The sequence below is a fragment of the Hyphomonas atlantica corrig. genome (assembly GCF_000682715.1).
GTDB lineage: Bacteria > Pseudomonadota > Alphaproteobacteria > Caulobacterales > Hyphomonadaceae > Hyphomonas > Hyphomonas atlantica.
The window spans coordinates 1-26,451 of sequence record NZ_AWFH01000034.1 but is presented as its reverse complement, the minus strand read 5'-3'; the positions used below and the strand labels follow the sequence as shown (position 1 = coordinate 26,451).

At 59.5% G+C, this 26,451-nt stretch carries 27 protein-coding genes; 13 read left to right on the top strand and 14 right to left on the bottom strand.

Going from position 1 to position 26,451, the window contains the following annotated elements; all coding sequences use genetic code 11:
• Positions 1 to 92 precede the first annotated feature (92 nt).
• Complete coding sequence (locus HY36_RS11545; protein ID WP_035552878.1) at positions 93 to 896, bottom strand: hypothetical protein; 804 nt, start codon at positions 894 to 896, stop codon at positions 93 to 95.
• Positions 897 to 991: 95 nt separating this feature from the next.
• Between HY36_RS11545 and trmFO the strand changes: the two genes are divergently transcribed.
• Both trmFO and HY36_RS11535 read left to right on the top strand, forming a co-directional pair.
• On the top strand, positions 992 to 2,395 hold the full coding sequence (trmFO, locus tag HY36_RS11540) for a methylenetetrahydrofolate--tRNA-(uracil(54)-C(5))-methyltransferase (FADH(2)-oxidizing) TrmFO (protein WP_035553342.1): 1,404 nt from the start codon (positions 992 to 994) through the stop codon (positions 2,393 to 2,395).
• Between the two features lie 2 nt (positions 2,396 to 2,397).
• The gene (locus tag HY36_RS11535) at positions 2,398 to 3,153 is read left to right on the top strand and encodes a 7-carboxy-7-deazaguanine synthase QueE (protein ID WP_206741192.1); all 756 of its coding nucleotides are present in this window, start codon (positions 2,398 to 2,400) and stop codon (positions 3,151 to 3,153) included.
• Positions 3,154 to 3,158: 5 nt separating this feature from the next.
• On the opposite strand, the gene HY36_RS17860 is transcribed toward HY36_RS11535, so the two are convergent.
• The gene (locus HY36_RS17860; protein ID WP_162175988.1) at positions 3,159 to 3,806 is read right to left on the bottom strand and encodes a squalene/phytoene synthase family protein; all 648 of its coding nucleotides are present in this window, start codon (positions 3,804 to 3,806) and stop codon (positions 3,159 to 3,161) included.
• A gap of 65 nt (positions 3,807 to 3,871) precedes the next feature.
• Between HY36_RS17860 and HY36_RS11525 the strand changes: the two genes are divergently transcribed.
• The 3 genes from HY36_RS11525 to HY36_RS11515 all read left to right on the top strand — a co-directional run bounded on the left by HY36_RS11525 (position 3,872) and on the right by HY36_RS11515 (position 6,874).
• Positions 3,872 to 4,480, top strand: a complete 609-nt coding sequence (locus HY36_RS11525) for a superoxide dismutase (protein WP_035552873.1) — start codon at positions 3,872 to 3,874, stop codon at positions 4,478 to 4,480.
• Positions 4,481 to 4,523: 43 nt separating this feature from the next.
• Complete coding sequence (locus tag HY36_RS11520; protein ID WP_035552871.1) at positions 4,524 to 5,186, top strand: zinc ribbon domain-containing protein; 663 nt, start codon at positions 4,524 to 4,526, stop codon at positions 5,184 to 5,186.
• 194 nt (positions 5,187 to 5,380) lie between these two features.
• Positions 5,381 to 6,874, top strand: coding sequence for a DEAD/DEAH box helicase (locus tag HY36_RS11515; RefSeq protein ID WP_035552867.1), 1,494 nt, complete (start codon positions 5,381 to 5,383; stop codon positions 6,872 to 6,874).
• 73 nt (positions 6,875 to 6,947) lie between these two features.
• Here HY36_RS11515 and HY36_RS11510 read toward each other — a convergent pair whose 3' ends face one another.
• Entirely contained in the window at positions 6,948 to 8,384 is a 1,437-nt protein-coding gene (locus HY36_RS11510; protein ID WP_035552863.1) for a coniferyl aldehyde dehydrogenase, read from the bottom strand.
• Between the two features lie 146 nt (positions 8,385 to 8,530).
• Between HY36_RS11510 and HY36_RS11505 the strand changes: the two genes are divergently transcribed.
• The 3 genes from HY36_RS11505 to HY36_RS11495 all read left to right on the top strand — a co-directional run bounded on the left by HY36_RS11505 (position 8,531) and on the right by HY36_RS11495 (position 10,414).
• Positions 8,531 to 9,328, top strand: coding sequence for an enoyl-CoA hydratase/isomerase (locus tag HY36_RS11505; protein ID WP_035552861.1), 798 nt, complete (start codon positions 8,531 to 8,533; stop codon positions 9,326 to 9,328).
• A gap of 91 nt (positions 9,329 to 9,419) precedes the next feature.
• Entirely contained in the window at positions 9,420 to 9,914 is a 495-nt protein-coding gene (locus HY36_RS17855) for a DUF3291 domain-containing protein (protein WP_051602744.1), read from the top strand.
• Positions 9,914 to 10,414: a SixA phosphatase family protein gene (locus HY36_RS11495; protein ID WP_206741191.1), complete on the top strand. Its 501-nt coding sequence runs from the start codon at positions 9,914 to 9,916 to the stop codon at positions 10,412 to 10,414. The genes HY36_RS17855 and HY36_RS11495 overlap by 1 nt, the downstream gene beginning before the upstream one ends.
• Before the next feature lie 4 nt (positions 10,415 to 10,418).
• On the opposite strand, the gene HY36_RS11490 is transcribed toward HY36_RS11495, so the two are convergent.
• From HY36_RS11490 to HY36_RS11480, 3 genes are read right to left on the bottom strand one after another with little or no spacing between them, the layout of a single operon-like run.
• On the bottom strand, positions 10,419 to 10,679 hold the full coding sequence (locus HY36_RS11490; protein WP_081806166.1) for a DUF3253 domain-containing protein: 261 nt from the start codon (positions 10,677 to 10,679) through the stop codon (positions 10,419 to 10,421).
• Positions 10,676 to 11,911 (bottom strand): serine hydrolase domain-containing protein, encoded by a 1,236-nt coding sequence (locus HY36_RS11485; RefSeq protein ID WP_035552856.1) that lies wholly within the window; start codon positions 11,909 to 11,911, stop codon positions 10,676 to 10,678. The genes HY36_RS11490 and HY36_RS11485 overlap by 4 nt, the downstream gene beginning before the upstream one ends.
• Before the next feature lie 3 nt (positions 11,912 to 11,914).
• A complete protein-coding gene (locus HY36_RS11480; RefSeq protein WP_035552853.1) occupies positions 11,915 to 13,075 on the bottom strand; it encodes an acyl-CoA dehydrogenase family protein in 1,161 nt (386 codons plus the stop codon).
• A gap of 110 nt (positions 13,076 to 13,185) precedes the next feature.
• On the opposite strand from HY36_RS11480, the gene HY36_RS11475 reads away from it, so the two are divergent.
• Together HY36_RS11475 and HY36_RS11470 are read left to right on the top strand one after the other, a co-directional pair.
• Positions 13,186 to 13,614, top strand: coding sequence for a PaaI family thioesterase (locus tag HY36_RS11475; protein ID WP_035552851.1), 429 nt, complete (start codon positions 13,186 to 13,188; stop codon positions 13,612 to 13,614).
• Positions 13,611 to 14,399 (top strand): SDR family NAD(P)-dependent oxidoreductase, encoded by a 789-nt coding sequence (locus HY36_RS11470; protein ID WP_035552849.1) that lies wholly within the window; start codon positions 13,611 to 13,613, stop codon positions 14,397 to 14,399. The genes HY36_RS11475 and HY36_RS11470 overlap by 4 nt, the downstream gene beginning before the upstream one ends.
• Here HY36_RS11470 and HY36_RS11465 read toward each other — a convergent pair.
• From HY36_RS11465 to HY36_RS11455, 3 genes are all read right to left on the bottom strand, one after another.
• Complete coding sequence (locus tag HY36_RS11465; RefSeq protein ID WP_035552846.1) at positions 14,396 to 15,010, bottom strand: glutathione S-transferase family protein; 615 nt, start codon at positions 15,008 to 15,010, stop codon at positions 14,396 to 14,398. The two genes, HY36_RS11470 and HY36_RS11465, sit on opposite strands and share 4 nt — an antisense overlap.
• An 11-nt stretch (positions 15,011 to 15,021) precedes the next feature.
• Entirely contained in the window at positions 15,022 to 17,040 is a 2,019-nt protein-coding gene (locus tag HY36_RS11460; protein ID WP_155841885.1) for a TonB-dependent receptor, read from the bottom strand.
• Between the two features lie 73 nt (positions 17,041 to 17,113).
• A complete protein-coding gene (locus tag HY36_RS11455) occupies positions 17,114 to 18,409 on the bottom strand; it encodes a NupC/NupG family nucleoside CNT transporter (RefSeq protein ID WP_035552841.1) in 1,296 nt (431 codons plus the stop codon).
• 276 nt (positions 18,410 to 18,685) lie between these two features.
• Between HY36_RS11455 and HY36_RS11450 the strand changes: the two genes are divergently transcribed.
• The gene (locus tag HY36_RS11450) at positions 18,686 to 19,171 is read left to right on the top strand and encodes a CinA family protein (RefSeq protein ID WP_035553333.1); all 486 of its coding nucleotides are present in this window, start codon (positions 18,686 to 18,688) and stop codon (positions 19,169 to 19,171) included.
• Between the two features lies 1 nt (position 19,172).
• Here HY36_RS11450 and HY36_RS11445 read toward each other — a convergent pair whose 3' ends face one another.
• Entirely contained in the window at positions 19,173 to 19,541 is a 369-nt protein-coding gene (locus HY36_RS11445; RefSeq protein WP_035552838.1) for a VOC family protein, read from the bottom strand.
• Positions 19,542 to 19,693: 152 nt separating this feature from the next.
• Between HY36_RS11445 and HY36_RS11440 the strand changes: the two genes are divergently transcribed.
• Together HY36_RS11440 and HY36_RS11435 are read left to right on the top strand one after the other, a co-directional pair.
• Positions 19,694 to 20,614: an SDR family NAD(P)-dependent oxidoreductase gene (locus HY36_RS11440; RefSeq protein WP_035552836.1), complete on the top strand. Its 921-nt coding sequence runs from the start codon at positions 19,694 to 19,696 to the stop codon at positions 20,612 to 20,614.
• A 61-nt stretch (positions 20,615 to 20,675) separates the two neighbouring features.
• A complete protein-coding gene (locus tag HY36_RS11435) occupies positions 20,676 to 21,086 on the top strand; it encodes a Kazal-type serine protease inhibitor family protein (RefSeq protein WP_035552833.1) in 411 nt (136 codons plus the stop codon).
• A 40-nt stretch (positions 21,087 to 21,126) separates the two neighbouring features.
• On the opposite strand, the gene HY36_RS11430 is transcribed toward HY36_RS11435, so the two are convergent.
• The 4 genes from HY36_RS11430 to HY36_RS18750 form a co-directional block, all read right to left on the bottom strand.
• Entirely contained in the window at positions 21,127 to 21,723 is a 597-nt protein-coding gene (locus HY36_RS11430) for an HD domain-containing protein (protein WP_199285771.1), read from the bottom strand.
• Positions 21,724 to 21,837: 114 nt separating this feature from the next.
• A complete protein-coding gene (locus HY36_RS11425; RefSeq protein WP_035552830.1) occupies positions 21,838 to 22,917 on the bottom strand; it encodes a hypothetical protein in 1,080 nt (359 codons plus the stop codon).
• Positions 22,918 to 23,292: 375 nt separating this feature from the next.
• Entirely contained in the window at positions 23,293 to 24,681 is a 1,389-nt protein-coding gene (locus tag HY36_RS11420) for a metallophosphoesterase (protein WP_035552827.1), read from the bottom strand.
• Positions 24,682 to 25,006: 325 nt separating this feature from the next.
• On the bottom strand, positions 25,007 to 26,451 hold a 1,445-nt coding region (locus tag HY36_RS18750; protein ID WP_035552818.1), incomplete at its 5' end, for a GDSL-type esterase/lipase family protein.

Sequence of the window (26,451 nt, the reverse complement as noted above, 5' to 3'; positions counted from 1 at the left end):
CATCAAACGAAAACCGGCTTTGCATAAGGTGTCATACCCCCCTGAACGACCATTCCTGTCGCACGATAGGGCGATTTATATGACAGGCGCAATCACTCGTCGGTTTTGATATCGGGGTGTAATTTGGACAGCGCCGCCACCGCCAGTCCATGACCTGACAACAGGAATGGCACCAGCAGAGCCATTCCGACCGCACCTGACAGGAATGAGCCAATAGCGCCGCCGCCCCACACATCCCGCAATGCCCAGTTCACCGCCAGCGCAACAGAAAACGGCACGATGTGCGTAGCAATTCCGGCGACAGCGAGTTTCAGCGCATGCCCTTTCGTCCAGGGCCAGGTGCGAAACACAAGGGTCTGCCCGGTCGCAACCGTGGCTGATCCGACGAGCAAGAGCCTGAGCGCCATGAAGAACAACACCGCCGCGCCCGCCAGACAGGCGAGGATCAGCACGGCGCCATAGGCCGTCGGCAACATGTCCACCAGCGCGGCCTGCACCACTTCCGGCGGCGTCTCCGCATCTACATCCACCCGGCCCGAGGCCTTGAGTAGAATTCCGGGCAGGATCAACAGGAAGAAACCAATGAAGACACCAACAAACAGGAAGGCGACATAAATCGACAAATTGGCGTGCGCCAGTCGCAACCTGTCGCCGGTCCGCGTCTCCAGCATCGCGCGATAGACGACCAGCGAAAACTCCACGCCGACGAAAAATACGACCAGCGCGGCGATCGCCGGCGCTGCATCGCCCATTGCAGACCCCGGCCCGATGGCAAACGTGTAGATCCCGCCCGCTACGATCAAGGCCAACATGATGACCAGGCTGGGCCGTGCAGCTTTGGCAGCCAGTGACCAAGCCTCAGAAACGAGCGCAGGAATCGAGAGTTCACGTGTCATATCAGACTCCTTACACGCCTCTCCGCGCCCTCGCCACGGGGAATCACGGCAACCGCCATCTTGACGCCGCCGCGCTTGCCCCGCACATCCCGCGCATGAGCATCAAACCTATTCATATCATTGGCGGCGGCATGGCCGGTTCCGAAGCGGCCTGGCAGGCGGCAAATGCTGGCGTTCCCGTCATCCTGCACGAAATGCGCGGTGTCAAAGGCACCGATGCCCACCAGACCGACAAGCTGGCCGAACTCGTCTGTTCGAACTCCTTCCGCTCGGATGATCATGAATCCAACGCTGTCGGCGTGTTGCACGAAGAGATGCGCCGCGCGAACGGACTGATCATGCACACCGCGCACGACCATCAGGTACCTGCGGGCAGCGCACTGGCCGTCGACCGGGAGGGTTTCGCCGAAGCGGTCACCGCCAAGCTGGAAGCGCATCCGAACGTCACTATCGTGCGCGAAGAGATTGATGGCATTCCGCCGGAAGACTGGGACAGCGTCATTGTCGCGACAGGACCGCTGACCTCGCTGAAGCTGGCCGAGGCCATCCATGCGCACACGGGCGAAGACGATCTCGCCTTTTTCGATGCGATTGCACCGATTGTCTATTTTGACTCCATCGACATGACCAAGGCGTGGCGCCAGAGCCGCTATGACAAGCCCGGCCCAGGAGGCGACACGGCCGCTTACATCAACTGCCCATTGGATGAAGACCAGTACAACGCCTTCATCGACGCACTGATCTCGGGCGAAAAGACCGAGTTCAAGGAATGGGAAAAGAACACGCCATATTTCGAAGGCTGCCTGCCCATCGAAGTCATGGCGGAGCGGGGGCGCGAAACGCTACGCTATGGCCCGATGAAACCTGTCGGCCTGACCAATCCCCACCAGCCAGACATCAAGGCGCACGCCATTGTGCAGCTGCGCCAGGACAATGCCCACGGTACGCTCTGGAACATGGTCGGCTTCCAGACCAAGCTGAAATATGGTGCACAAACCGAAATCTTCCGCATGATCCCCGGACTTGAAAAAGCAGAGTTCGCGCGCCTTGGCGGCATTCACCGCAATACCTTCCTGAACTCACCAAAGCTGCTGGATGAACAATTGCGCATGAAGTCCCTTCCACGGCTTCGTTTCGCTGGTCAGGTCACCGGGGTTGAAGGCTATGTCGAAAGCGCTGGCATGGGATTGCTGGCAGGCCGGTTTGCGGCGGCTGAGCGCCTTGGCCGCCCCTTGGCACCGCCGCCGGAAACGACTGCGCTTGGCTCCCTGATCCGCCACATCACGGGCGGACACCTCGAAGGCAAGGCGACTTTCCAGCCAATGAACGTGAATTTCGGCCTGTTTCCTGACATCACCGAATTTCCGAAACATGGGCCAGATGGCAAACGCCTGCGTGGCAAGGACAAAGGCCGCGCCAAGAAACGCGCTCAGGCCGCACGTGCTCTGAATGATTTCGACACCTGGCTTGCCGCTTCCAGCCTGGTTCCGGCGGAATAGTCATGCGCCTCGCCGTTACCGAACCCGGCGTGCCCGAAATATTTCATTCGCTGCAGGGCGAGGGTATCTCGGCTGGCAAGCCGAGCGTGTTTGTGCGCTTCTCCCAGTGCAATCTTCACTGTGTCTGGTGCGATACGGCCTATACCTGGAATTTTCAGGGGACGGAGTTTATTCACCGCGACGACGCACCGGGTGCGCCGCGAAAGTTTGATCGCGCCGCCGAAACGGTCGATGTATCCGTTGAGACGCTTGCTGCGCGCCTGATCGAGCAGTCCTGTCGTCGCATCATCTTTACTGGCGGCGAACCTCTGCTGCAGCAGCGCGACTTGGGTGTGCTTATCCAGCAGTTGAAGGCGACGGATCCAGACTTCTACATCGAGATTGAAACAAATGGGTCGATCAAACCGGCCGGGCTCGCGGCAGAGCTGATTGATCAGTTCAATGTTTCCCCCAAACTTGCCCATTCCGGCAATGCGGCCGCCATCCGCCTGAAACCGGACGTGCTGGCCTTCTATGCCGCTGACCCGCGTGCGAATTTCAAGATTGTCGTCGCTGAGCCATCAGACCTCGAAGAAGTCCATGAATTGGTTTCAAGTTCCGGCATGCCACCCGCGCGAGTCTGGCTGATGCCGGAAGGCCGGACGCCGCAAGAATTGCGGTCGCGCGAACGCTGGTTGGCGGAGGCTTGTCTGAGGGCCGGCTACAATTTCACCGACCGCCTGCACATCCATCTCTACGGAGATACGCGCGGTACTTAGGCGCGCTAAACCTTCCCGCTGCGGATTGCCTGCAGAACGCTAAGGCGCTTTTGAAGCGGGTTCGGTGTCTTGCCTTCGATGTAGAATTTACGCAGGCGAAAGTGCGCAATCGCGGGCCGGATGGGTTTAGGAGCAGGCGTCAGGATTGGACCGAACGCCTTCGAGTCCGAACGGCGCGCGGCGGAAAAATAGGGCGCAACGTCGCGAATCTCCTCGGCCCAGTCATGTATCGGCGTTAGCACATTTGCCGCCGTCAGGGCGAGCCACGCCTCGGGCTCAAGCGAGCGGTCTTCGGCCTCGAACGCACCTTGATAGCCATCGATCAGCTTGTGCAGCGCACCCGGCTTCAGACGCCCTGCGTCGATCTCTTCCTTGAGCGCCTTTGCCACATCATGCTCGCGCACCTTGCCCGCTTCGATCTCTGAAACGGCATCGCGCCACCATTGGAACCGGATCAGTCCCAATCCCTCTTCGGTGACCACCAGACGCACCCGCGCCAGCTCATAGGCCAGCGCATAAAGCGCGATCAGCGCACGGCGTTCACTTGCCCCGGCATAACGGCTTGAAATCCAGCGATCCTCGTCTGCCCGAAGGATCCGCTTGTCGATTGCGGCCCATTGAGTTTCCGAAAGAGGGTTGGTCGGGTTTGACATGCAACCCATATGTGGGAAGACGCGTAATTAGGCCAGATACTTTGCTGCAAGAAAGGACGCCCAAAATGGCATTTTCCCTCCCTGATCTCCCTTATGAGCGCGACGCCCTGGCGCCGCACATCTCCGAGGAGACCTTGAACTTTCACCACGGCAAGCACCACGCTGCCTATGTCAACAACCTCAACGGCCTGATCGAAGGCACAGACCTCGAAAACGAGTCTCTGGAATCGATCATCAAGACCGCCGCTGCTGATAGCGGCAAGGCAGGCCTGTTCAACAACGCTGCCCAAGTCTGGAACCACACCTTTTATTGGCACTGCATGAAGCCATCTGGCGGCGGCAAACCGCACGGCAAAGTGGCAGAGCTGATTGACCGCGATCTCGGCGGCTACGACCAGTTCGTGAAAGACTTCAAGGCAGCAGGCGGTGGCCAGTTCGGCTCTGGCTGGGCCTGGCTCGTTTACAAGGATGGCAAACTGCACATCACCAAGACACCAAACGCCGAAACGCCAGTCACCGATATGGGCGCAACGCCAGTCCTGACCATGGATGTCTGGGAGCACGCCTACTATCTCGACTACCAGAACAGCCGTCCGAACTATATGGACAGCTTCATCAACAATCTCATCAACTGGGATTTCGTGAACCAGAATCTCGCTGACGCGGGCGCCTGATTCGGGCTATGGTCCCTTCGTCATATGGACGAGGGGACCGCCCATGTATTGCACGAATTGCGGACAGAAGCTCGGGGATGGCCACCGCTTCTGCGCCCATTGCGGAACGGAAGCTGCTGCAAATGCTTCGCCCGCCACACCGCCATCCATTCCGCCGCAAACAATTGACCCAAGCCTAGACTGGCGCAGCTCCATGAATGTTGGAGAGATCGTCAATCACCCTGACGTACGCGCCCGCATCGTTCGGGTCACCGGGGCTACGCCGCAGGGCATGACCGCCGAGCAATTCTTCAAATATGCCGAGCCCGTCATGGCTGCTGCAGGCGCCGGGGGAATTCCGCTGGGAGCTATCAAGGACATTGCCCTGCCCATGTATGCGCGCATGGGCCTGAAGACGGACCGGGAGATGTCACAGGGGTTTCGGAACACGTTTGGCGAGACCCTCGCAGCCGTCCTTTGCTCCCTCGCCAGCCGCAGCCAACCCTTGGTCGATATTTCCGAAGCAGGGGACGGATGCATCCTGAATACGAAAATGGCGTCTTCCATCCTGTCCTGGGAAGGCAACATGATCGTGACGCTGGAACGCCAGAGCGAAGGCACCTTGTTGAAGGCGACCATCACCGTGCCCGGACAGGCATTTGACTGGGGGCGCTCGAAGCGCGTGCTGCAGGATCTGATCGACGACGTGAAACGCTATCGGGATTGAATTCGAACTCTAAAAGCGCCCGCTGGCGTGGCCCTCTTCCATTTATCCACAATTTGGCTTATGTGCAGCGCAACACGACGCTCCGGGCAATGGATTCGCCCGGCCCGCCGAATGCGCACTGAGGCGCTGGACGCGGGAAATGCGGCCATCAAGGCCGCCGGGTTAGATTAGAAACCATTCCAGGAACGAACACATTGACTGAAGTTACATTTGCCGACCTTGGCCTCGGCCCCAACATTCTCAAAGCCGTTACCGAATCCGGCTACACGCACCCTACCCCAATTCAGGCTGAAGCCATCCCGCATGTGATTGGCGGCGGCGACGTTACCGGCGTAGCGCAAACTGGCACCGGAAAGACCGCGGCCTTCGTGCTGCCGATGATCCACCGCCTCGCCCGCGGTCGCGCCCGTGCACGTATGCCACGCTGCCTGATCCTTTGCCCGACCCGCGAACTGGCCGCTCAGGTGGCGGAGCAATTCGAAAAGTATGGCAAATACCTCAAGCTCAGCATGGCACTTCTGATTGGTGGCGTCAGCTTCAAGGAACAGGAAGCCCTGCTTCAGCGCGGCGTTGACGTTCTGATCGCGACACCGGGCCGCCTGATCGACCAGTTCGAGCGCGGCAAGCTGCTTCTCATGGGCGTCGATTACCTGATCATCGACGAAGCCGACCGCATGCTGGACATGGGCTTCATTCCAGACATCGAAAAAATCTGCGCTCTGCTTCCTCCACGTCGCCAGACCCTGCTTTTCTCCGCAACGATGCCGCCAGAAATCGCCAGCCTTGCAAAGAAATTCCAGAAAGACCCCAAAAAGATCGAAGTGTCCCGTCCGGCACAAACAGCCGAGACGATCAAACAGTACGTAGTCAAACTTCCCAATGATAGCGCGAAGGCGAAGCGAACTGCGCTGCGCCGCGTGATTGAGACTTGTGACGTGAACAACGGCATTGTCTTCTGTAACCGCAAGGTCGAAGTGGACATCGTAGCCGCATCGCTCTCCAAGCACGGTCACGACGCCGCCGCCATTCATGGCGACCTGCCGCAGGCGGTACGTAGCGAAGTGCTTCAGAAATTCCGTGATGGCGAATTGAAACTGCTGGTCGGTTCAGACGTGGCCGCGCGGGGACTGGACATTCCGGATGTCTCCCACGTCTTCAACTATGCACCACCGCCAAAAGACGAAGACTATGTGCACCGCATCGGTCGCACAGGCCGCGCTGGACGCAAGGGTGAGGCGTACACGCTCGTCTCCCCGGATGATACAAAATCGTGGGGCTTCGTCCTGAAGATGATCCAGCAGGACGTCGAAGAGTTCATGCCGGAAGGCCTGCTCGAAGAGATCGAAAACCTGCCACCAGAAGAAAGTCGTGGCCGGGGCCGCAATCGTCGCGGTGGACGCGATGACAAACCTCGCGGCGACCGTTCGCGCAGTCGCCGCCGCGATGAAAACACCGATCGCGTTGAAGAGGTTGCTCCGACAGAAGCCACTGAAGAAAAGGCCAAGTCCGAACCGAAACCGGAGCGCAAGAAAGAAGAGCGCTCAGAGGACAAACCAAAGCGTGAGCGCGCCTCAAAGCCAAAGCGCGAAAAAGATCGCAAGCGCAAGGATGATGATTTGATCCTGGAGCCTGCGCCCGATCGCGTCAAAGGCTTTGGCGACGATATCCCGGCCTTCCTGAAGCGGTAGAGCCGGAATACCGCACGGAAAAAAGCCCGTCAGTCTTTCCTGACGGGCTTTTCTTTTGTCGTTTCGTAGACGTCTAACGCTTGATACGGCCTTTGACCTGGCCCCGGAACTTGTCGCCATAGGGGGGGCGCATCATGGCCAGCATCTCACTGCCGGTCTGCGTGTAGACGGCCTTCTTGTGGCTGAACTCCATGAAGCCATCGAGACCATGATAGCTGCCCATACCGGATGGTCCGACGCCACCAAAAGGCAGGTCTTCCTGCGCGACATGGAAAATCACGTCATTCACAGTCACGCCGCCAGAGGTCGTATTATTCAGCACAAAGTCTTTTTCGCTGGCATCCTCGCCAAAATAGTAGAGGCCTAGCGGACGGTCATGTGAGTTGATGTAGTTCACCGCATCTTTCGTTTCGCCGTAGGACTTGATCGGCAGGATGGGTCCGAAGATCTCATCCTGCATCACTTTCAGATCATCGCTTGGGTCAACAATGATGTGCGGCGGGATCTTGTAATGCGGCTGCTGGGAGAAATTCTCCCCAGTCGGATTGATTTCTATTACCTCAGCACCCTTGTCGCGGGCTTCCTCGATATAGGACATGATCCGGTCATAGTGACGTTGGTTCACAACGGACGTATAATCGTCATTGTCTTTCAGACCGGTTGGAAACATCGTTTCGACAGCCTTGGTCGCTGCGCCCACGAATTCCTTGGTTTTTTCCTGAGGCACAAAGGCATAGTCCGGTGCCAGACAGATTTGTCCGGCATTCAGCGTCTTGCCCGCCATGATACGGCTGGCGGCCTTCTGCATATCCGCAGACCGGCCAAGTACAACTGGGCTCTTGCCGCCAAGTTCCAACGTCAGTGGCACGAGATTGTCCGCCGCTGCGCGCATGACGTGGTGCGCTATAGAGGTCGCGCCGGTAAAGATCATGTGGTCGAAAGCGAGCTTGGAAAATTCCGCGCCAATTTCAGGCCCGCCGGTTACGACCGCAACTTCCTCCTCATCATAATACTGCGCAAGGAGCGACTTCATCAATTCAGAGGTCGCCTCAGTGAACTCTGACGGCTTGATCATTGCGCGGTTACCCGCCGCGAATACGCCGGCTAGCGGCGCAAAGGTCAGATTAACCGGGAAATTCCAGGGACTGATCACCCCGATCACACCCTTGGGCTGGTACTGGATATAGGCTTTGGAGCCAAGCAGGCCGAGCGGGAACTCCACCTTGCGCTTCTCCGGCTTCATCCATTTGGCGAGATTCTTCTTCGAGAACTTGAGCGCACCAATGGACCCGGCAATATCCGTTAGCGCCGATTGATCGACAGACCGGTGTCCGAAATCCTCGCGCATCGCTTCCGCCAGCGCATCGCCGTGGGTAACGAGCAAGTCGATGGATTTGTCGATCCACTCGATCCGCTTCGCAGCGCTCGGAATGCCATCGCGAATGTGCGCGGCTTTCTGGCGGCTAAGAATTGAACTCATGCCGGAACCGGCAGCGCTATCGAGAGCCATTTGTTTTCCTCCGGGGCGTTTCCTCCGTAAAGTGTAACGCGCATTGAGCGTTGAACAAAATAAAAAACATTTCCGCTGGGTCAGGCGTTCACGCGAGCGGGGCTAGGCCATAGGATGGCAAAAAACATCCACCGGGAGCGAAATGCATGGCCTACACGAAGATTTCCTACGAGTTGAAAGGCGACATCGCCATCATCAGTTTCAACGACCCGTCGACGCTGAATGCGTGCGGCGTCGACACAGCACAGGAAATGCTGCACGCATTTGAAGTCGCGGCGGATGAGGCGCGCTGCACCATACTGACAGGCGCTGGCCGTGGGTTCTGTTCCGGCGCGAATCTCGGCCCCGGCCAATTGGGCGTACAGCTCAGCCATGAAGGGTCCAAGCCAGATGCCGGTCGCGCGCTGACTACGCACTACAATCCACTTATGCAAGCCATACGCGAACATCCGCACCCGGTTATTTCCGCTGTGAATGGGCCTGCCGCAGGTGTTGGCTGCTCTCTGGCGCTCGCTGGTGATATCGTACTTTGTGCGGAAAGCGCCTATTTCCTGCAAGCATTCCGCCGCATCGGCCTGGTACCGGATGGCGGGTCAACCTGGCTGCTGGCGCGCACCATTGGCCGCGTCCGCGCCATGGAAATGGCCTTGTTTGGCGACAAGGTTCCGGCCGAAAAAGCGCTGGAATGGGGCATGGTGAACCGAATTGTCGCTGATGACGCACTCATGTCCACAGCGATGGAAATGGCTGAAAAGCTTGCCACGGGGCCAACGGTTGCCCTGTCTCTTGCGCGTGACCTGATCTGGAAAGCCTGCGAGTCCGACTTTGACGAAGCGATCTATGATGAACGCATTGCGCAGAGGACTGCGGGGCGCACGGATGATTTCAAGGAAGGCGTCAGCGCATTCCTTCAGAAGCGCCCCGCCGAGTTCAAAGGCAAGTAATTCACAAGGTTTTAAGGACGATTCTGAATTCGCTTAAGAATTGTGAAACGGCTTTGTCTTAATCCCGTCAACATTGGATGGGGACAATTCGATGGCCGACGAGTATCGTTTGATACACTTCAATTGCGCGCGCCCCCTGGGCGCGTTCACGATGGAGAACGAGTTCGTTCGGGTCTTCATGGCGATTTTGCCGCGCATATTTTCGGATGCAGATTCCTTCGAAGGTATGCACTGGCACACCCACGGTATTCGCCGCCCGAATGGTGAGTGGTACGGCATGGAACTCGCGTTCCCATACCCGGCTGAACTCGCGGCCCCTGATGTCTGCACGATGGCGGGCTGGAAGTCCGTCGAAGCGCTGCGCGAATTCACCTACGATGGCCGCACGCACCCCCCCGGCATGAGGCGTTTGTCGAGCCAACTGGATCGGAGCGCTGGAGCGGGCTTTGTCCTGTGGTGGGCAAAGCGGGGTGAGCGCTTCACGTTGCAGGATGGCTGGGACCGACTGCAATCGCTCCGACAGAACGGCCCAACTGAAGATGCGTTCTCTCTGGAACGTCCAGTAGCCAAACCGGAAGCAGCCTGATGCTGTCGCGACGCGTCGCTCTGGCCATGATCGCCTTTGCGACGCTGGCAGCCTGCGCTTCAACCCCGGAGCCTGACGCCCAGACGATTTATCTCGTCCGCCACGCAGAGAAAGCCAGCGGGCAGGACCCTCACCTGACAATTGTCGGCCGGGCCCGCGCGGAGATTCTGGCTGCCGAACTGGCTGACGCAAACCTTTCCGCTATCTACTCCACAGATACCAATCGCACCCGCGAAACCGCCGCGCCCACGGCAAATGCGTACGGCCTGACGGTTCTCCCTTACGACGCAAGCAATCTGGACACGTTCGCGAACATGCTGCGCGCGACGCCCGGCAACATCCTTGTGGTCGGCCATTCCAATACGACGCCGGAGCTTGTGAAAGCGCTGGGCGGCAAGCCCGGCGCGCCGATTGTCGAAGCTACGGAGTATGACCGGCTCTACGTACTGACCGCCAATGGCCGCCGCTACCGCACGGAGCTGCGCAGCTACGGCAACTGACCGGTCAGGCTGCCGGCAATCCCAACCGATAAACGCCCTTGAACGTATCCGGATCTTCGACCGGCTTGCCCTTGCGATAGATCAGAACGATGCCCGCCTTGTGCAAACGTACGGCTTCAGCCCGAACATCCTTCAGCACACGCTGGAAGTTCTTTTCGCTGACGGCCTTCGCCGCAATCTCCGGCGCAACCGTCTTGCCCGCGCCACAAGCGGCTGTCACGTCCAGGATCGCGTCGCGGACTGGGTTGGAATGCTCCTCACTCACCAGTCCACCGCCGCATAGACAAGTTGTTGCAGCTGAGGCCGGATCGGATAGGTGCCTGACGGCATCATCTGGGTCGCCTGAATGGCGATCATCTCTTCAACCGGGTCAATCCAGAAGAAAGTGGAGGCAAGACCACCCCAGCTGAAATTACCGTGGCTGGAGGGCTGCATGCTTGCCACCGGATCAACCAGTACAGAGCCGCCAAGCCCGAACCCGTTGCCTTCCATGCGCGCCTCGGAAAACGTCTTGTCACCCATCGCCTTGATAGTCTGACCATCGGGCAAATGGTTCTGGCGCATGAACTCCCACGTCTTGGGGCTGATGATGCGCGCGCCATCCAGCGTGCCGCCCCGCATCAGCATCAGGCAAAACCGGTGATAGTCCCGCACGGTAGAGGCAAGTCCGCCGCCCGCATTCAGCAGTTTCGGGCGCTTGCTGTAGAGCTTCGACTCCTTGCCCGCCGCATCGGCCAGAGTGATCTCTCCGCTGATCGGATGTTTGCTGTAGCAAGCCATCAGCCGGTCAATCTTGTTTTCAGGCACCCAGAAATCAGTGTCATCCATACCGAGCGGTCCAAAAATCCGCTCCCGGAAGAACTCGTCCAGTGGTTGCCCGGATACAATCTCGACCACCGCGCCAAGCACATCGATCGAATGGCCATAGCCCCATTGCGTTCCGGGGGAGAAGGCCAGCGGCAGTTTCGCAATCCGCTGGCTCATTTCCAACAGGGTCTCGGTCGGCGCGCCGATCTTTTCCTTGCGATAAATCGCGTCCGGCTCATCCTGCATCAGGAAGCCATAGGTAATCCCGGATGTGTGCGTGAACAGGTCCAGCAGGGTCATGGCCCGGTCTGGCGCGCGCGTCGTGTAGTCCTCACGATTGCCGCTATCGAACACCTGCACGTCCGCAAATTCCGGAATGTAGCGGGCAACTTCATGATCCAGCCTCAGCTTGCCTTCCTCGAACAGCATCATCGCCGCCAGGGATGTGACCGGCTTGGTCATAGAATAGATTCGGAAGATCGTATGCGGACCGATTGGCTCACCTTCGCCGATATGGGTCGTGCCGGAATAATCCTCCAGCGCCACTTCGCCGCCGCGCGACACCAGTGTCGCCACACAGGGCAGCTTGCCCGTGTCGATATAGTTGCTCTGGAAATACTCCGGAATGGCCTCCAGCCGCTCGGCATTCAGTCCAACCTCATGCGGGTCTGTCAGATCGTGTTCGAACATGGCCTAAAGCCTCCCTGCCTTCGCGGCGCGGGCCAGTTCCCGCGCGATGATCACCTGCTGGATCTGGCTGGTGCCTTCATACAGGCGGAAGATGCGCACATCGCGATAGAAGCGCTCGATGCCATAGTCGGAGACATAACCCGCGCCGCCGAATACCTGCACTGCGCGATCTGCAACCCGGCCACACGCCTCAGTGGCGAACAATTTCGTCGATGAGGCGAGCAGGGTGACATCCTCACCGGCATCGCGCCGACGCGCTGCATCCATGATCATGCATTCGGCCGCATAGGTTTCGGCCTGGCTGTCGGCAATCATGGCCTGAATCATCTGATGCTGCATGATCGGCTTTCCGAACTGCTGCCGCTCCAATGCATAGTTTACCATTTCGCGGATCAGGCGCTTGGAGACGCCGGTTGCAACGGCGGAGATATGCAGGCGTCCCTTGTCCAGCACGCTCATCGCCACTTTGAAGCCTTCGCCCTCGCCCGCGATCATGTTCTCGGCAGGCACGCGCGCATCTTCGAAGATCACATCACAGATATGCGCGCCCTGCTGGCCCATTTTCTTTTCAGGGACGCCCACCGTTACGCCCGGTGTATCGCGCTCCACGATGAAGGCCGAAACGCCCTTCGGGCCCGGGGTATCCGGATCCGTCCGCGCCATGACCGTAAAAAGGTCCGCCTTGTTCGCATTGGTGATGTAGCGCTTGGTGCCATTCAGCACGTAATGGTCGCCATCACGGATGGCCTTGGTCGTCAGGCTGCCTGCGTCAGACCCCGCTTCCGGCTCGGTCAACGCGAAGCTGGCGATCAGGTCGCCAGAGGCAATACCCGGCAGCCATCTTTCCTTCTGCGCATCCGTTCCGAACAAGACGAGCGCCTGGCTGCCGATGCCGATATTCGTGCCCGCCACGCTCCGGAAAGCAGGGGATGTCTCGCCCAGTTCCATCGCAACCAGTGCCTCGGTCTCCATATCCAGGGCCAGACCGCCATACTCTTCCGGCACCGCGATGCCGAACAGGCCGAGATTCTTCATCTCGTCGACGATTTCCTGTGGTACTTCGTCTTCCTCGCCGACCTTGGCCTCGATCGGCACGCACTTTTCGGTCACAAAGCGGCGGACCTGCTCGATCAGCGCCGCGCGGATTTCGGCATCGAATGCCATACCATTTCCTCCGGTGAATATTCTTGCCAGACCAATCTATGCCCCAACGGCACGCTTGTCGAAGGGTGACTGTGCGGTATCGTGCCCCACAAAAACAGCAGGGAGGCGGAATGACCGCACATACAGTGGAATCCGGGGAATTTGCCGGCTGGCAGACATGGCCCGACGAGCCCTTTGAATACGACGCCGCAGGGCCATTCTATTTCAAGTTTGACGATCAAGGCCCCGTCGCCGCCTTTCGCGCCGAACGCAAGCACATGAATGCGGGCGGCGTCATGCATGGCGGCTGCCTGATGTCGTTCGCGGACTTTTCCCTGTTCGCTATCGCCCATGACGGCATGGAGGGCGAATATGGCGTGACCGTCGCTTTCACATCCGAGTTTCTCGATGGCGCCCTTGAAGGCGAATACATGGAAGCGCGCGGAGACGTACTGCGTCGCGGCCGATCCCTGACATTCGTCCGGGGCATCATCACGGCCAATGGTCGCCCCGTCCTGAATTTCTCCGGAACGATCAAGAAGCGAAAGAAAAAGACATGAGCAACCTACCCTATCAGGATCTGTCCCGCTCTATCGACGGCAAGACCGCGCTGATCACCGGCGCTGCCAGCGGCATGGGCCGCGCCACCGCGCACCTTTTTGCCCGGCAGGGGGCCAATGTCGCCGTCACGGACCTGAAACAGGAGAACGTTGACATCGTGGTTCAGGAGATCCGCGACGCTGGCTTTTCCAATGTTCATGGCTGGGCGCTGGATGTGAGCGACGCTGACGCGATCAAACGCGTTGTCGATGAAATTGCCGCGCATTTCGGCGGCCTGGAAATCCTGGTCAACAATGCCGGATTTGCCCTTCCGGCAGATATTGCCGAGGAGAGCTATGAGGACAGTTGGGGCCCGAGCATCAATGTCATGCTGACCTCACACCAGCGCGCCATCCGCGCAGCACTTCCACACATGCGCAAGGCTGGCTTCGGCCGCATCGTGAACATTGCATCCACCGAAGGGCTTGGCGCGACGCCAGGCAATTCGCCCTATGTCGCCGCCAAGCATGGCGTCATCGGCCTGACCCGCGGCCTTGCCGTAGATCTTGGCCGCGAAGGCATCACGGTGAACTGCATCTGCCCCGGCCCGATCCACACCGGCATCACCGAAGGCATCAAGGACGAGCACAAGGAAATCTATGCCAAGCGCCGCGTGCCGCTGCGCCGGTATGGCATCCCGGAAGAAGTTGCCAACATGACCCTGTCGCTCGTCCTGCCAGCCGCCAGCTTCCTGACCGGGGTGCACATCCCGGTCGATGGCGGCCTGACGATCAAGAACGCCTAACTGGCAAAACCCCGCACTTTCATGGCGTCGTACCAGCGGCCGAGATTCTCGTGCTCCTTGTGCGGCGCCCATTTCATCACTCGGCAGAATCCGCAGGTGATGAACAGGGTTATGTCCGCAATCGAGAAGCGGTCCGCCGCCAGAAACTCATGCTGAGCCAGATGCTTGTCGATTCGCTGGGCCATCTTGCGCGCGGCCTTTTCCCCCTTCGCGGCAGACTCGGCGCTCTGCGGCACTTCCAGCGGCGCCATCATCTCATGCGCGTTCCGGAACCATGTGGCGAACTGGACGAAGAACATCATCTCCACACGGCGATCCCACATCTCGATCAGCGCCTTTTCCTTGGCGTCTGATCCCATCAAATTAGGCTCAGGGAAGAGGTTTTCGAAATAGGTGCAGATCGCACGGCTCTCGGTGATCTTCGTGCCATCGTCCAGCACCAGCGCCGGAACCTGCGCGAAGGGCGAGACGTCACGGTATTCCTTCGTCTTGTGCTCCTGCTTCATGATGGAGACTTCTTCCAGCTCCACAGCATCGAGCTTGCCCTTGGCGCGCAAGAAAAAAGTCACCCGGTCCGGGTTCGGAGCGTTTGGCGTATGGTAAAGTTTCATTGGCTTCCTCCCTAGAATTTCTTTCTCATGCCCAGCGTCGCATTGATTGGCTCGCCGGGGAAGTATCTGTCATTGCCAAAGGCGAGGTCGGCCCGGTCAGCGTAGCGCTCATCAGTCAGATTGCGCACGATCAGGAACACTTCGGTTCCCTCAGCAAACACCCATGCGCCGCGTGCGCCGAGCACTGTGTGACCGGGATAGACTGTGGTGTTGGCCGGGTCGACAAAGTACTCGCCGACATGATCCACATTCAGGGACAGCTTGATGGCCTCCGTCGCCTTCCAGTCGAGCGAGACATTTGCCAGCCATTCCGGGGCCGTGTCGATCTCGTTTCCGTCCTGGATGGTTTCCGTACCCGAACTGGTAATCCGGTCGAACGTATAAGTCTGGTCTGACCAGCTTGTCGATCCGGAAACACTTAATGCGGTGGTCAGTTCCAAAGCCGCCGAGGCTTCGATTCCCGCATGCTCGGTCGATCCATTGGGAACATTCAACCCGTCGCTATCGCGGAAGAAGAAATTCTCCTTCTCCATCCAGTAGGCCGCCACATCATAGACCAGCCGCCCGTCAAGCGCACTGCCCCGCGCGCCGATCTCGACACTGTCCAGCGTCTCTTCCTCGACCTCACCGGCTACTTGCAGGCTTTGCAGGCGATAGAGATCAGACGCCTGAGGTGCACGCTCGCCCCGCGCATAATTCGCATAAAGATCGGTTGCGTCGGCCACAGACCAGATCAAGCCCAGCTTCGGCGTCAGCAGGTCAAAATTATCCGTCCGGTCCGCTGGCACATTGAACCGGCCATTGATTCCGGGGGCCACATCCGTCGAATAATCGTATTCGTGGGTTTCCGCTCGCAGCCCCGCCAGCAGGCGCATATCATCCGTAAGCGCATAGTCCAGCTCGCCCCACAGCGCGCCGGTCAGCGTGTCGACGGTATAGTCATAGTGCTTGCCCTGTGGAAAACGTGCGTCGCCTGGGAAAAATCCGAACGGCTCCGGCTGGATTTCCTTCAGCCAGCCACTCGCCACATCCACATCCGCGCCGACCCGCCAGGTCACCGCCTCAGAGACCTCCCGCTGAAAGCGGGCCATGACGCCGCCGCCGGTCGAGCCATTCTTCTCGACGCCGCCATTCGGCAGGAAGTGCTGCGCAAAGATCATCGCCTGCGTGTGCGCATAAGGCGTCAGGGTCAACGTGCCGCCGCCCATTTCGCGGGAAAGCCGCGCCCCGGCGCGCGCCGACCAGGCATCGCGATAGGCCTCCGGGTTCGGATTGGATTTGGCTATGTCCTCATCCTTGTAGGCGTCGGCGCCCTGAATGAAGCCGGCCGTCTCCTGATTGAGGTTGGATGCGGTCAGCCACCCTGTCGTGTCCCAACCGCCCAGCGCCCAGTCTCCCACCACAGTCAGTTTCTGCTGGTCCATACCGGTATTGTCGCGCCAGCCTGTATCCTTCTGGATCGAGACTGCCGCTAGCCAATGCTCGCCCTGGTCCAGCGTCACATCGCTGCGCCATCGGCCAAGCGTGCCATAGCTTGCGACGGTCTCGCTGCCGGCGCCGACGTCCGGCAGGATGACATTCACCAGTCCGTGCACGGCGTTGGAGCCATACTTCGCACTGCCCGGCCCCCGTACGACCTCAATGGCGCTCGCCACTTCATGGTGCGGCTCGAACAGGCTGTTGACGTTTCCGAAGGCGGGCGAGCGCACCGGCACGCCATTCTCCATGATCAGGAAGCTGCCCTGCCCGGCCCCGCCGGTCAGGACGGGGCTGCGGATGGCGATCAGGTGCTCCTGCCCGGAATTCATCTGGATGTTCACGCCGGGCAGCTTGTTCAGGATTTCGGCTGGATGGTCCGCAAGCGTGTCCGCGATCTCGGCATTATCCAGAACGGCCAGGCTACCGGGATCGGTCTCTGCCCGGTCACCCCAGACATTGACCGGCTCCAGTCGCTCCTGCGCGGCTACCGGCATTGCAGCCGCCAAGGCAGCACCACTCGCGGCGAACACGCCCGCCCAAATATGTCTCATTCTCATGTCTCGCACTCGTGCCAATCCCAGACCTGAAGTCTAGGCCTGACCGTGCGACAGGCGAGGGAAAAGATCAGCCGCCCGTGAACAATTGATATGGCAATGCGCCGACCACTGCGCCGGACAGACAAGTCGCCAGCGTGCCCGCCAGCAGGGTCCGCCATGCCAGCGCCAGGAAATCGTCCCGCCGCGCTGGCTCCACAATGCTCAGGCCGCCGATCAGGATGCCCATCGAACCGAAATTGGCAAAGCCGCAAATGGCGTGCGCCGTGATCATGCGTGTGCGCGGATCCATTGCGTCAACCGGAACTTCGGCCAGTTGAAGGAAGGCGACAAACTCCGTCAGCACGGTCTTCACCCCCATGAGAGAACCTGACTGCGCCGCCTCTCCCATTGGCACGCCGATCATGTACATTAGCGGCGCGAAGATCCAGCCCAGCACCCGCTCGATGGATAGCGGCGCGCCCGCCACATCCGGGAACAGTCCAAGTCCGGCATTGACCAGCCAAAGCAGGGCCAGCGCCGCGATCAGCATGGTCGTGATGTTCAGAACGATCTTCAGGCCGTCAGACGCGCCGGTCGAAAAGGCATCCATAGTCGAAGAATAGCTGAAATCCGGCTCTTTCATACGCTCGGTCGCGGGCGTCGTCTCGGGGACCAGACAGAGTGCAACAGCCACTGCCGCAGGGGCTGCCATGATGGAGGCGGTCAGCAATTGTGCCAGCGGATTTTCCATCTTGCCTTCGAGGAATGATCCATAAACGACCAGCACACTGCCAGCGATGGTCGCAAAGCCTGCCGTCATCATGATCAGCAATTCAGACCGGGTCATCCCCTTGATGTAGGGCCGGATCAGAACGGGCGCTTCGGTCATGCCCATGAATACGTTGGCCGATACGGCGAGAGACGTTGCCCCGCCAAGCCCCATCGCGCGCTGGAAGATATAGGCAAAGCCATTCGTGATCCATTGAAGGATACGCCAGTGCCAGAGAATGGCGGACAGCGCAGCGACAACGATCACGATCGGCAGGATCTGGAAAAAGAACAGAGGCGGCGGCGAGCCATCCATCAATTGCTGCGCGGCCACATTGTCCCCGACATAGCCGAACACAAAACTGGTGCCGGCCCGCGTCGCATTCTGCAGGCCATCAACCACGTCATTGGCCTTGAACAGGATCGCACGCACGAAGGGAATGCCGAACAGGATGAGCGCGAATACGAATTGCATGATCGTCGCGCCGACGACCAGCTTGAACGGGAACAGCTTGCGCTTCTCCGACAAGACCCAGCACACGCCATAGATCAGGACGATGCCGATCAGCGCCCGCGCATTGTCCCAACCCCATTCATATCCCGCGATTGAAAGCATCCGCCGCTCCCTTTCCCCAAAGTGTCACATTCAGGCTTAGCCGCGCCGTGGCCGAAGGGGAAGCATTCTTGTGCGCTACCGGGTGCAACTCCCCGAGCCTGCCCATCCTTCGACTTCGCTCAGGATGAGCGCTGCAATCTGGCAGCAGGGTGCGGACTCATCCTGAGCGAAGTTGAAGGACGAGCGAAGTCGAAGCACAGGCGCGGAAGACCAGAGCCCGGCCCTCTCCCAACGTCCGGCTTGCGCCGCCCGATTGCGCCTGCTCAACTGCCCCGCATGGAAACGCTCATCCCCATCGCGCACGAAATTGCCGACAAGCTCATGACGCGCGGCGAAACCGTCGCCGTCTCGGAATCCTCGGCGGGCGGCCTGATCTCCGCCGCCCTGCTCGCCGTTCCTGGCGCGTCCCGCTACTATCGCGGTGGCGGCGTCATCTACACGCCGAAGGCTTTCAAGCATTTGCTGGACCTGACCCGCGAAGACCTTGGCGACATGCGCTCCTCAACGGAGCCCTATGCCCGCCTGCTTGCCAATACGATCCGCGGAAAGCTCGCCGCCGATTGGGGCATGTGCGAAACCGGCGCCTCCGGCCCAACCGGCAATGGCTATGGCGACGCAGCGGGCCATACCTGCGTAGCGGTGGTTGGCCCGAACCGGTTTGAAATCTCCACCACACTCGAAACCGGCCTCACCGACCGCCCAAAGAACATGCGCCTCTTTGCGAAAGAGGCGCTCGAAGTACTCCAGGCGGCGATAGGCTGACCTACCCCACCTTGCAGACGCAGAGCTTGTTGCCGTCCGGGTCCCGGAAATAGGCACCGTAGAAGGTTGGCATGCGCTCGCCCGGTTCGCCTTCGCACGTGCCGCCCAATTCCAGCGCCTTCTTGTAGGCCCGGTCAACCGTGTCGCGATCCTTGCATGAGAGCGCGGGCATGACACCATTTCCAACAGTCGCCGCCTCGCCATCATAGGGGCCACCAATCCCGATCATCGGCTGTCCGGGGCCCGTTGCGTAGAATTGCAGACGGTCATTGGCATAGACGCGCTGCCCGCCCAGTTCCCCGAGAACGGCATCGTAGAATTCCAGGGCCTGTTCCTTGTTGTTCGAGCCTAAAGTCACATAAGCCAGCATGGGTATCCTCCGTGGATGCGTCTTGGTGTTGACGAAACGCAATCATGCCGCGTCATTGCGCGCAAGAGGTGACCCTAGGGGCATGCTTGACGTTTACGTCAGCGTTTGGTCAGAGACTGGGGCAAACAGTCAAAGGAATGAGGAGTCTTCCCATGTCAGATATCCGTTTCGACGATCGCGTCGCCATTGTCACTGGTGCGGGTGGCGGTCTCGGCCGTTGTCATGCGCTGGAACTCGCCCGCCGCGGCGCAAAAGTGGTCGTGAATGACCTTGGCGGCTCATTGGACGGCACCGGCGGCAACTCCGAAGCGGCCGAAGCCGTTGTGAAGGAAATCGAAGCGCTCGGCGGCGAAGCCATCGCGAATGGCTCGTCTGTCTCCGACGAAGCTGGCGTAAAGAAGATGATCGATGACACGATGGCCAAATGGGGCCGTATCGACATCATCATCGCCAATGCCGGCATCCTGCGCGACAAATCCTTCTCCAAGATGACACAGGGCGACATCGACCTCGTGCTCGACGTTCACCTGCGCGGCACATTCATGCCGGTTCACGCAGCCTGGAACATCATGAAGGAGCAGAATTTCGGTCGCATCGTGGTCACCACCTCCTCGACCGGTCTCTATGGCAATTTCGGCCAGGCGAACTACGGCGCCGCCAAGCTCGGCGTGGTCGGCATGATGAACACGCTGAAGATCGAAGGCGCGAAAAACAACATCAAGATCAACGCAGTCTGCCCGATTGCTGCAACCCGCATGACGCAAGGCCTGATGCCAGATGAAGTGCTGGCCCAGCTGAAGCCTGAATATGTCACGCCGGGCGTGATGAATCTGGTGAAAGACGATGCCCCATCCGGCATGATCCTGTCCGCAGGCGCCGGCGCATTCTCCATGGCTCGCATCGTTGAGACCGAAGGCGTCTTTGTCGGCCAGGGCGAAGGCCTGTCCGCTGAAGCCGTCGCCGCGAAATGGGACCAGATCACTGATGTGGCCACCACGAAGCCGGCGTTCCAGTCTGGCGGCGAGCACGGCCAGAACATCTTCGCAGCCGTTGCCGCTGGCATGAAAGGCTAAGGCTCACGCCTTGCCAAATACGCGATCGGGGCGCAGGGTTCTCTCGTGAAAGGAGACTCCCATGCGCCTCATCGCTCTTGTCCTGTCCGTGACCCTTCTCGCCGGCTGTGCCTGGTTCGAGAAGCCCCCGGAAGACCTGCCGCCCATTGAGGCGGAAGCACCGCCTCCCGCTCCAGAAGCGCCGGATGACGCGCCAACCCTGCCCCAAACCGCCGGGGTCGGTGAGACCTGTGGCGGCATCGCCGCCATTGCGTGCGAAGACGGCCTGTTCTGCAAAATGGATGACGGTGCCTGCCGTAACATCGCGGACGCTGCGGGCGTCTGCTCCGAAGTCCGTCCGATGTGCACACGCGAATACCGCCCGGTTTGCGGCTGCGACGGCGAGACCTATGGCAATGCCTGCGAAGCCCACGCCGCCATGACCAGCGTCGCCAGTGAGGGCCCCTGCCTGCAGGAAACCGCGGCAGACTAGCGCTCGGGAACCAGCCCGAACACCTGATCCGGTTTCGGACTTATTCCTGCATCGCCTTGAGATACATGGAATTTACCGGTTTCGAGAAGACGCGCTCCACCATTGGGACAAAGAACTCCAGCGGCTCGCTCTCATAGTCAGGATCGAATGCGGCCTGATCATAGAGATGGCAGAATTGCGCGCAGTGCTCGTAGTGCGGGCTGTCCTTGAAATGCTCCCGCAAATTCCGGTCAAGGCCGATATGGTGGAAGAAGTAGTAGCCCTGGAACGCACCATGATTGGCGACCATCCAGTGATTGGCCTCTGACACGAACGGCTTCAGGATCGCAGCGGCCACATCCGGATGATTATAGCTGCCCAGCGTGTCGCCGATATCGTGCAGCAGCGCGCAGACGACATATTCCTCGTCCCGCCCGTCGCGGTGCGCGCGTGTCGCCGTTTGTAGCGAATGTTCAAGCCGGTCGACCGGGAATCCGCCAAAGTCCCCATCCAGCAAGCGAAGATGATCAAGCACGCGCTTGGCGAGGCCCTTGTTGAAGCTTTTCGAGTGCTCAACAATGATGTCCCAGTCTTCCTTCGTGCCTTCCAGCATTTCCCGGAATTTCGCGCGGTCGCCCATTTCGTGCCCGTCGGCCATGTCTGTCTCTCCCTTGTGTTTTACCGGAGACTACACCGATGACGCGCGCGTCACAAATGGAAACGCCCCCGGCCCTTTCGGAACGGAGGCGCGACTGCGACGCTTGCCTGACGCCTAGTCCCAGAGGGAGCCGAGCGCGAGACGTTCCCGCCATGTGTTGCGCGGTGGTACATGCGCTGGCCCACAATCGGGACAGACATGATTGTGCAGCCGATCCGCCAGCTTCCAGGCCGACTCGCCTGTCCGGATACCGGATGCCACCACAACATCGACCAGGCTCCGCAAATGGGCGTCACTCAGATCATCATTGTTCCGCAGCAAGGCTTCCGCCAATCGCCAGCCCGCTGCGTCCTGGCGCAGGGCCATGACCACAGGCGGACTGGACGATTTTCGCACTGCGTACACTGCCATCCGCCCCATTGCGAGATCGGCTGAGAAGTCTCGCAGACAGTTGCGAAACTCCAGGGCGATCTCGTTCAGGGCCTTGCGTGTCCGGACGGGCTTGAACCAGTCCGGCAGAGCGGGTGGCGCAAGCACGAGACCGAACTCGTCCGGCTGGAGTGCTTCGGCTGCCATATCGAACAAGGCTAGCGGGCTGGTTGCCCGGCTCCACCGTTGCACGATCCTGGCCGCTTCACCGCTGCCATGGATCTGCAGGGCAAGAGCATAAGCTTCCGCCAGATCCTCCACAGCCTCCGGTCGATGTGGCAAGTTCGCCAGAATGCCCGGCACACGAAGCGCGGCGGGAATCTGTGCGATCAGGCCCAAACGAGCCGCTTCAATCCGCGGCATATGCCGCAGGACTTTCACCGATTCCGGATCGGAAAACAGCTTCAGGAGATTGGCATACGCCGCTGCATCCCAAAGAGTTTCTCCGATCCGCCCCAATGCTTTCATCAGACCACCGGGGGCCTCGCCACCCATCAGGATGCGAGCCAAATCCGCGTCGCGGGTGCGCTCCACCGCGTGAACAATGTCCACGCCATCATCGGCGGAACTGTTCCAGCGGCGCTCCAGCAGGATAGCCGCCGCGTGGCGACGCGCCGTGGGAAGGGTCAGGAACCCTCCGTGTGGCGCGGGCCAGAAACGGGCGATCCGTTCAGCGTGGAGCCCGGCCACATGGCCGAGCAAGGGCGTCGCTGCCGACGGCTTGCCAAACAGCAAGACGCCAGCGCGGGTCATGGGCGCGCCCATGATCCACCTCCTTTCATACGATCCGTAAGCTGATCTCTTCAGCGCGGAATCATCGAAGTTCAGATACTGTCGATATCAGGAGGCGACCGGCCACTGCGCGGGCGCCGCTGATGGCACTCCCCGCATCTGCGAGGAGCTGCTTGTATTTCTACAATTTAGCTTCATCTCGTTTCTTCCGGTAAATACACCAAACCATCCGCTTACGAATGAATGGCTTGACAGGAATTGGGCGTATAAACCACGCTGCGACATGTTGTCAACCTTTGAGGCAAACAATTTGTTTCAGTGTGTGAACCACTTCCACAAGACCTGTCTGCGCAGCCGTGAAAGTCATCCGCAGACCGAACAAAGCCCTCCAGGGCAATGCAGGCGATTCTAGTCCGCCACCACGCGGGCGCTTTGCCCAAATCGATCAACAAAATCAGAAAGCTCGATGACGAAATCATCTTCGTCATGGAACGCCTCATCCGAAAGGTGCGGCTGCTCGCGGGCCTTGTACCAGTCTGCATATTGCTCGGTTTCGCGGCTCAGCTTCCTGTAGTGGGTGGAATAGGTCTTCACGCGCATCAGTGGAGTCTCGCCATCGAACTCAAGGCGCATCAAACGCATCCATCCATCACCGATTCCAACGGGCCAGGCGGACTGCACACCCGCTTCAATCGCGGTCTGTCCCCGGTCCTGATAGTCCGCCAACACCTGCCAGACCTTGCGACCGGCGGCGTTGTCGTCCACACGCCACGCCTGTCCGTGCTGATGCCCGCACAGAACGAGGAAGATCTGCTCATTCTGGCTGATCAGTTTTTCCCAGACCATCTGAGGCGAATTGTGGATTGGGTCGACCGCATGCCCGTCCACGATGGCGTTCGGTGCGCGCTCGCCATCCTGTCTCAGATAGTCATGCGTAGAAATGATCGTCGGCAAGCCGGGATAGGCCTCCATCACGGACGCAGCCCATGCCAGCGTATCGTTGGGGGGATCGAACTGAAGGCCGATATGCAGGAAGCGATACCCGCCCGCCTCGAAGACCTGTGCGCTGTCGGCCCCGCCATCATGGCTGGAAACGTACCAGGGCTTGTCTTTGAAGAATTCGGTTTCGGCCCCGAATACGGACCGGAAATTCTCCAACCCGCCCGGATGAAGCACTCCCAGCGAGCCCGCCAGATCATTCATGTCGACTTCTGCAGGGCTCGTTGCCTTCGGCGGAAACTTCGCATCGGTCCACATCGCGTCGTAATCATGGTTGCCCGGAACGACAGAAAAGGGTGTCTTTCCCGCGATCAGGCTGAAGCCTTCATGGGCTTTCGGCATTTCCACGGTCAGTGTCTTGTCACTGGGGGCGAGGTGCGCGTCCATGATCGGGTTGGGAACAGACTTGAAGCCCCGCGCCGCATGCTCCGGGTCCATCGCCAGTGTCTGATGCTGCCACACATCACCCAAAGAGGTGACAAAGGCGATATCACCGCCCTCGCTTTCCAGATTGTCGGCAATGTACTGCATTTGCTCCAGGAACAGCTCATTGGCGTCGAACGGAAAGCCCTCTGCCATCTGATGGGTGTAGTCCAGATAATTCTGAGTATCCGGCAGAACGGCAATCGTGAACCCAGAATCCTGCTCGGCCCCGGCATTGGCAACCTGCTCCGCCGGCGGCGTCGCGACGGTAACCCGCTCGGCTGGCGCAGGCGCGCTGCAGGCGGACAGCAAGATGGCTGAAGAGGCAAGAAAAGCCGCCGCTGGCAGGCGAATAGATCGGGGCAGACGAATCATGAAGTGTCTCCGGCGCGGGTGAGAGTGCGAACCGCCCCTCGCCTACCTGCGCAGCATGACAGTTTCTTTGGTGCCCGCGCCCGAAAACGAAAAAACCCCGGACATTTCGGTCCGGCGGTCTGAATGGATCACGGAAAGATCCACATACAGGGAGATTTGGGCACCGTGTTCGGCGCACTATCGCCGATGCGCCTAAGACTGCTTCGAAGACACACCTTCATTCTGTCATCACTACTACACCATTCACTACACGAACGAACCGTCCATATAGCTTGGATTTGTGACTGACGGCCACCCAGCTTCCATCAAGCGAAGCAGGGGCTCGTCAGGTCCAGGCGTCCCAGATCGGCGGTTGGGAATAGTCATCCACTCCATTGTCTGACCAATCCCCTGAATCACGGTCATCCATCATGGACTCGCGCGAGCCACCGTCGGAATCGAACCAATCCGCATCACTGTACAGAGCGACAATCTCTCCATGCGCTTCCGCCTCGCCCGAATGGGACACGGCAGTCATGGTGTTGCCTGAGGATGACGCCATTGTCACTGCGCTGGTTGCCGTGTCGCCGGAATCGTACAGAAAATGATCTTCTGACAAATCCGCCAGCAGAACGCCTTGCAGTGTCAACATACCCATCTCTGCAACGTCACCAAACAAAACAACATCTGAGCCTTGCTGTTCGGCGGCGGCCAAAATCTCCGAAAAAGAGGTAAAACCTGTACCTTTCAGATCGATAAAGTCAGACGAGGGATCAAAATCGGTGATCACATCATTCCCTTCGGATACGCGGAACAGGTCCCGGCCGAAACTGCCGGTCAATGAATCATTCCCTGCCCCGCCATCGAGGATGTCATTGCCGGCCAGGCCGTTGAGATCATTGTCCCGTGCATCTCCGATAAGATAGTCGTTCCCGGTTGACCCAATGACATTTTGGATGATGGAATCAATAGCGTTGCCATCCCCTTCCAGGACAAGCCCCAGGTCTGCAAAGGCTTGATTGATCGCGTCATACCAACGGCTCGCGATTTCCGTATAACCCTCATCGGTCGGATGCAGACCATCATCGTTCCGGTTGTCCGGGCCGACATCGCTGATCAGGTCGAGGGACAGGTCGCTCATGTCCGCCAAGTGGATGTTGGTCAGGCCGTCCGCATTCAACCGGGCCACAAGATCCATAATTCCCTGATTGGCCACCGCCAGTCCGGGCAACGCCTCTGCATTTCGCGGATTCACCGGATCCTGCGGCAGCAGAGTGGACACGAAGATCTGGGCATCCGGGTTCTCCGCAAGAATGATGTTGATGAGACGTTCGATATCCTGCGGCGTGGTCTCGCCCGCATTGGACACTTGCTGATAGGAGTCATTCGTGCCTGCCATCAACAAGACGACGTCCGGTACGAAGCTGGGCAGCTGGGCCGCCAGATAGTTCGCAATCTGGTCTGCCCGGATGCCCGGCGTGCCTTCGTGATTCTGGTCCAGCAGATTGTCAGGGCCGGTCGCCTGACGTCCGACATAATCGATCAGGATGCCCTGTGCGACAAAACTTTGCCAGAGGTCATCCCGATATCCGCCCAGGCTCGTATCATTCGCTTGTGCTGGCCCGATCTCGATCCCGTACGTGATCGAGTCACCGAGCGGAAGAAATTTGAGCGGAATCGACCAGCTGCCATTTCCCAGATCGACCAGACGGCCGTCCGCTTCGTCTGAAAACGACAATGTGTCCGCAGGGGGCGGCGGTGGCAAAGGCTCTCCCGTGGCGACCAGCGAGA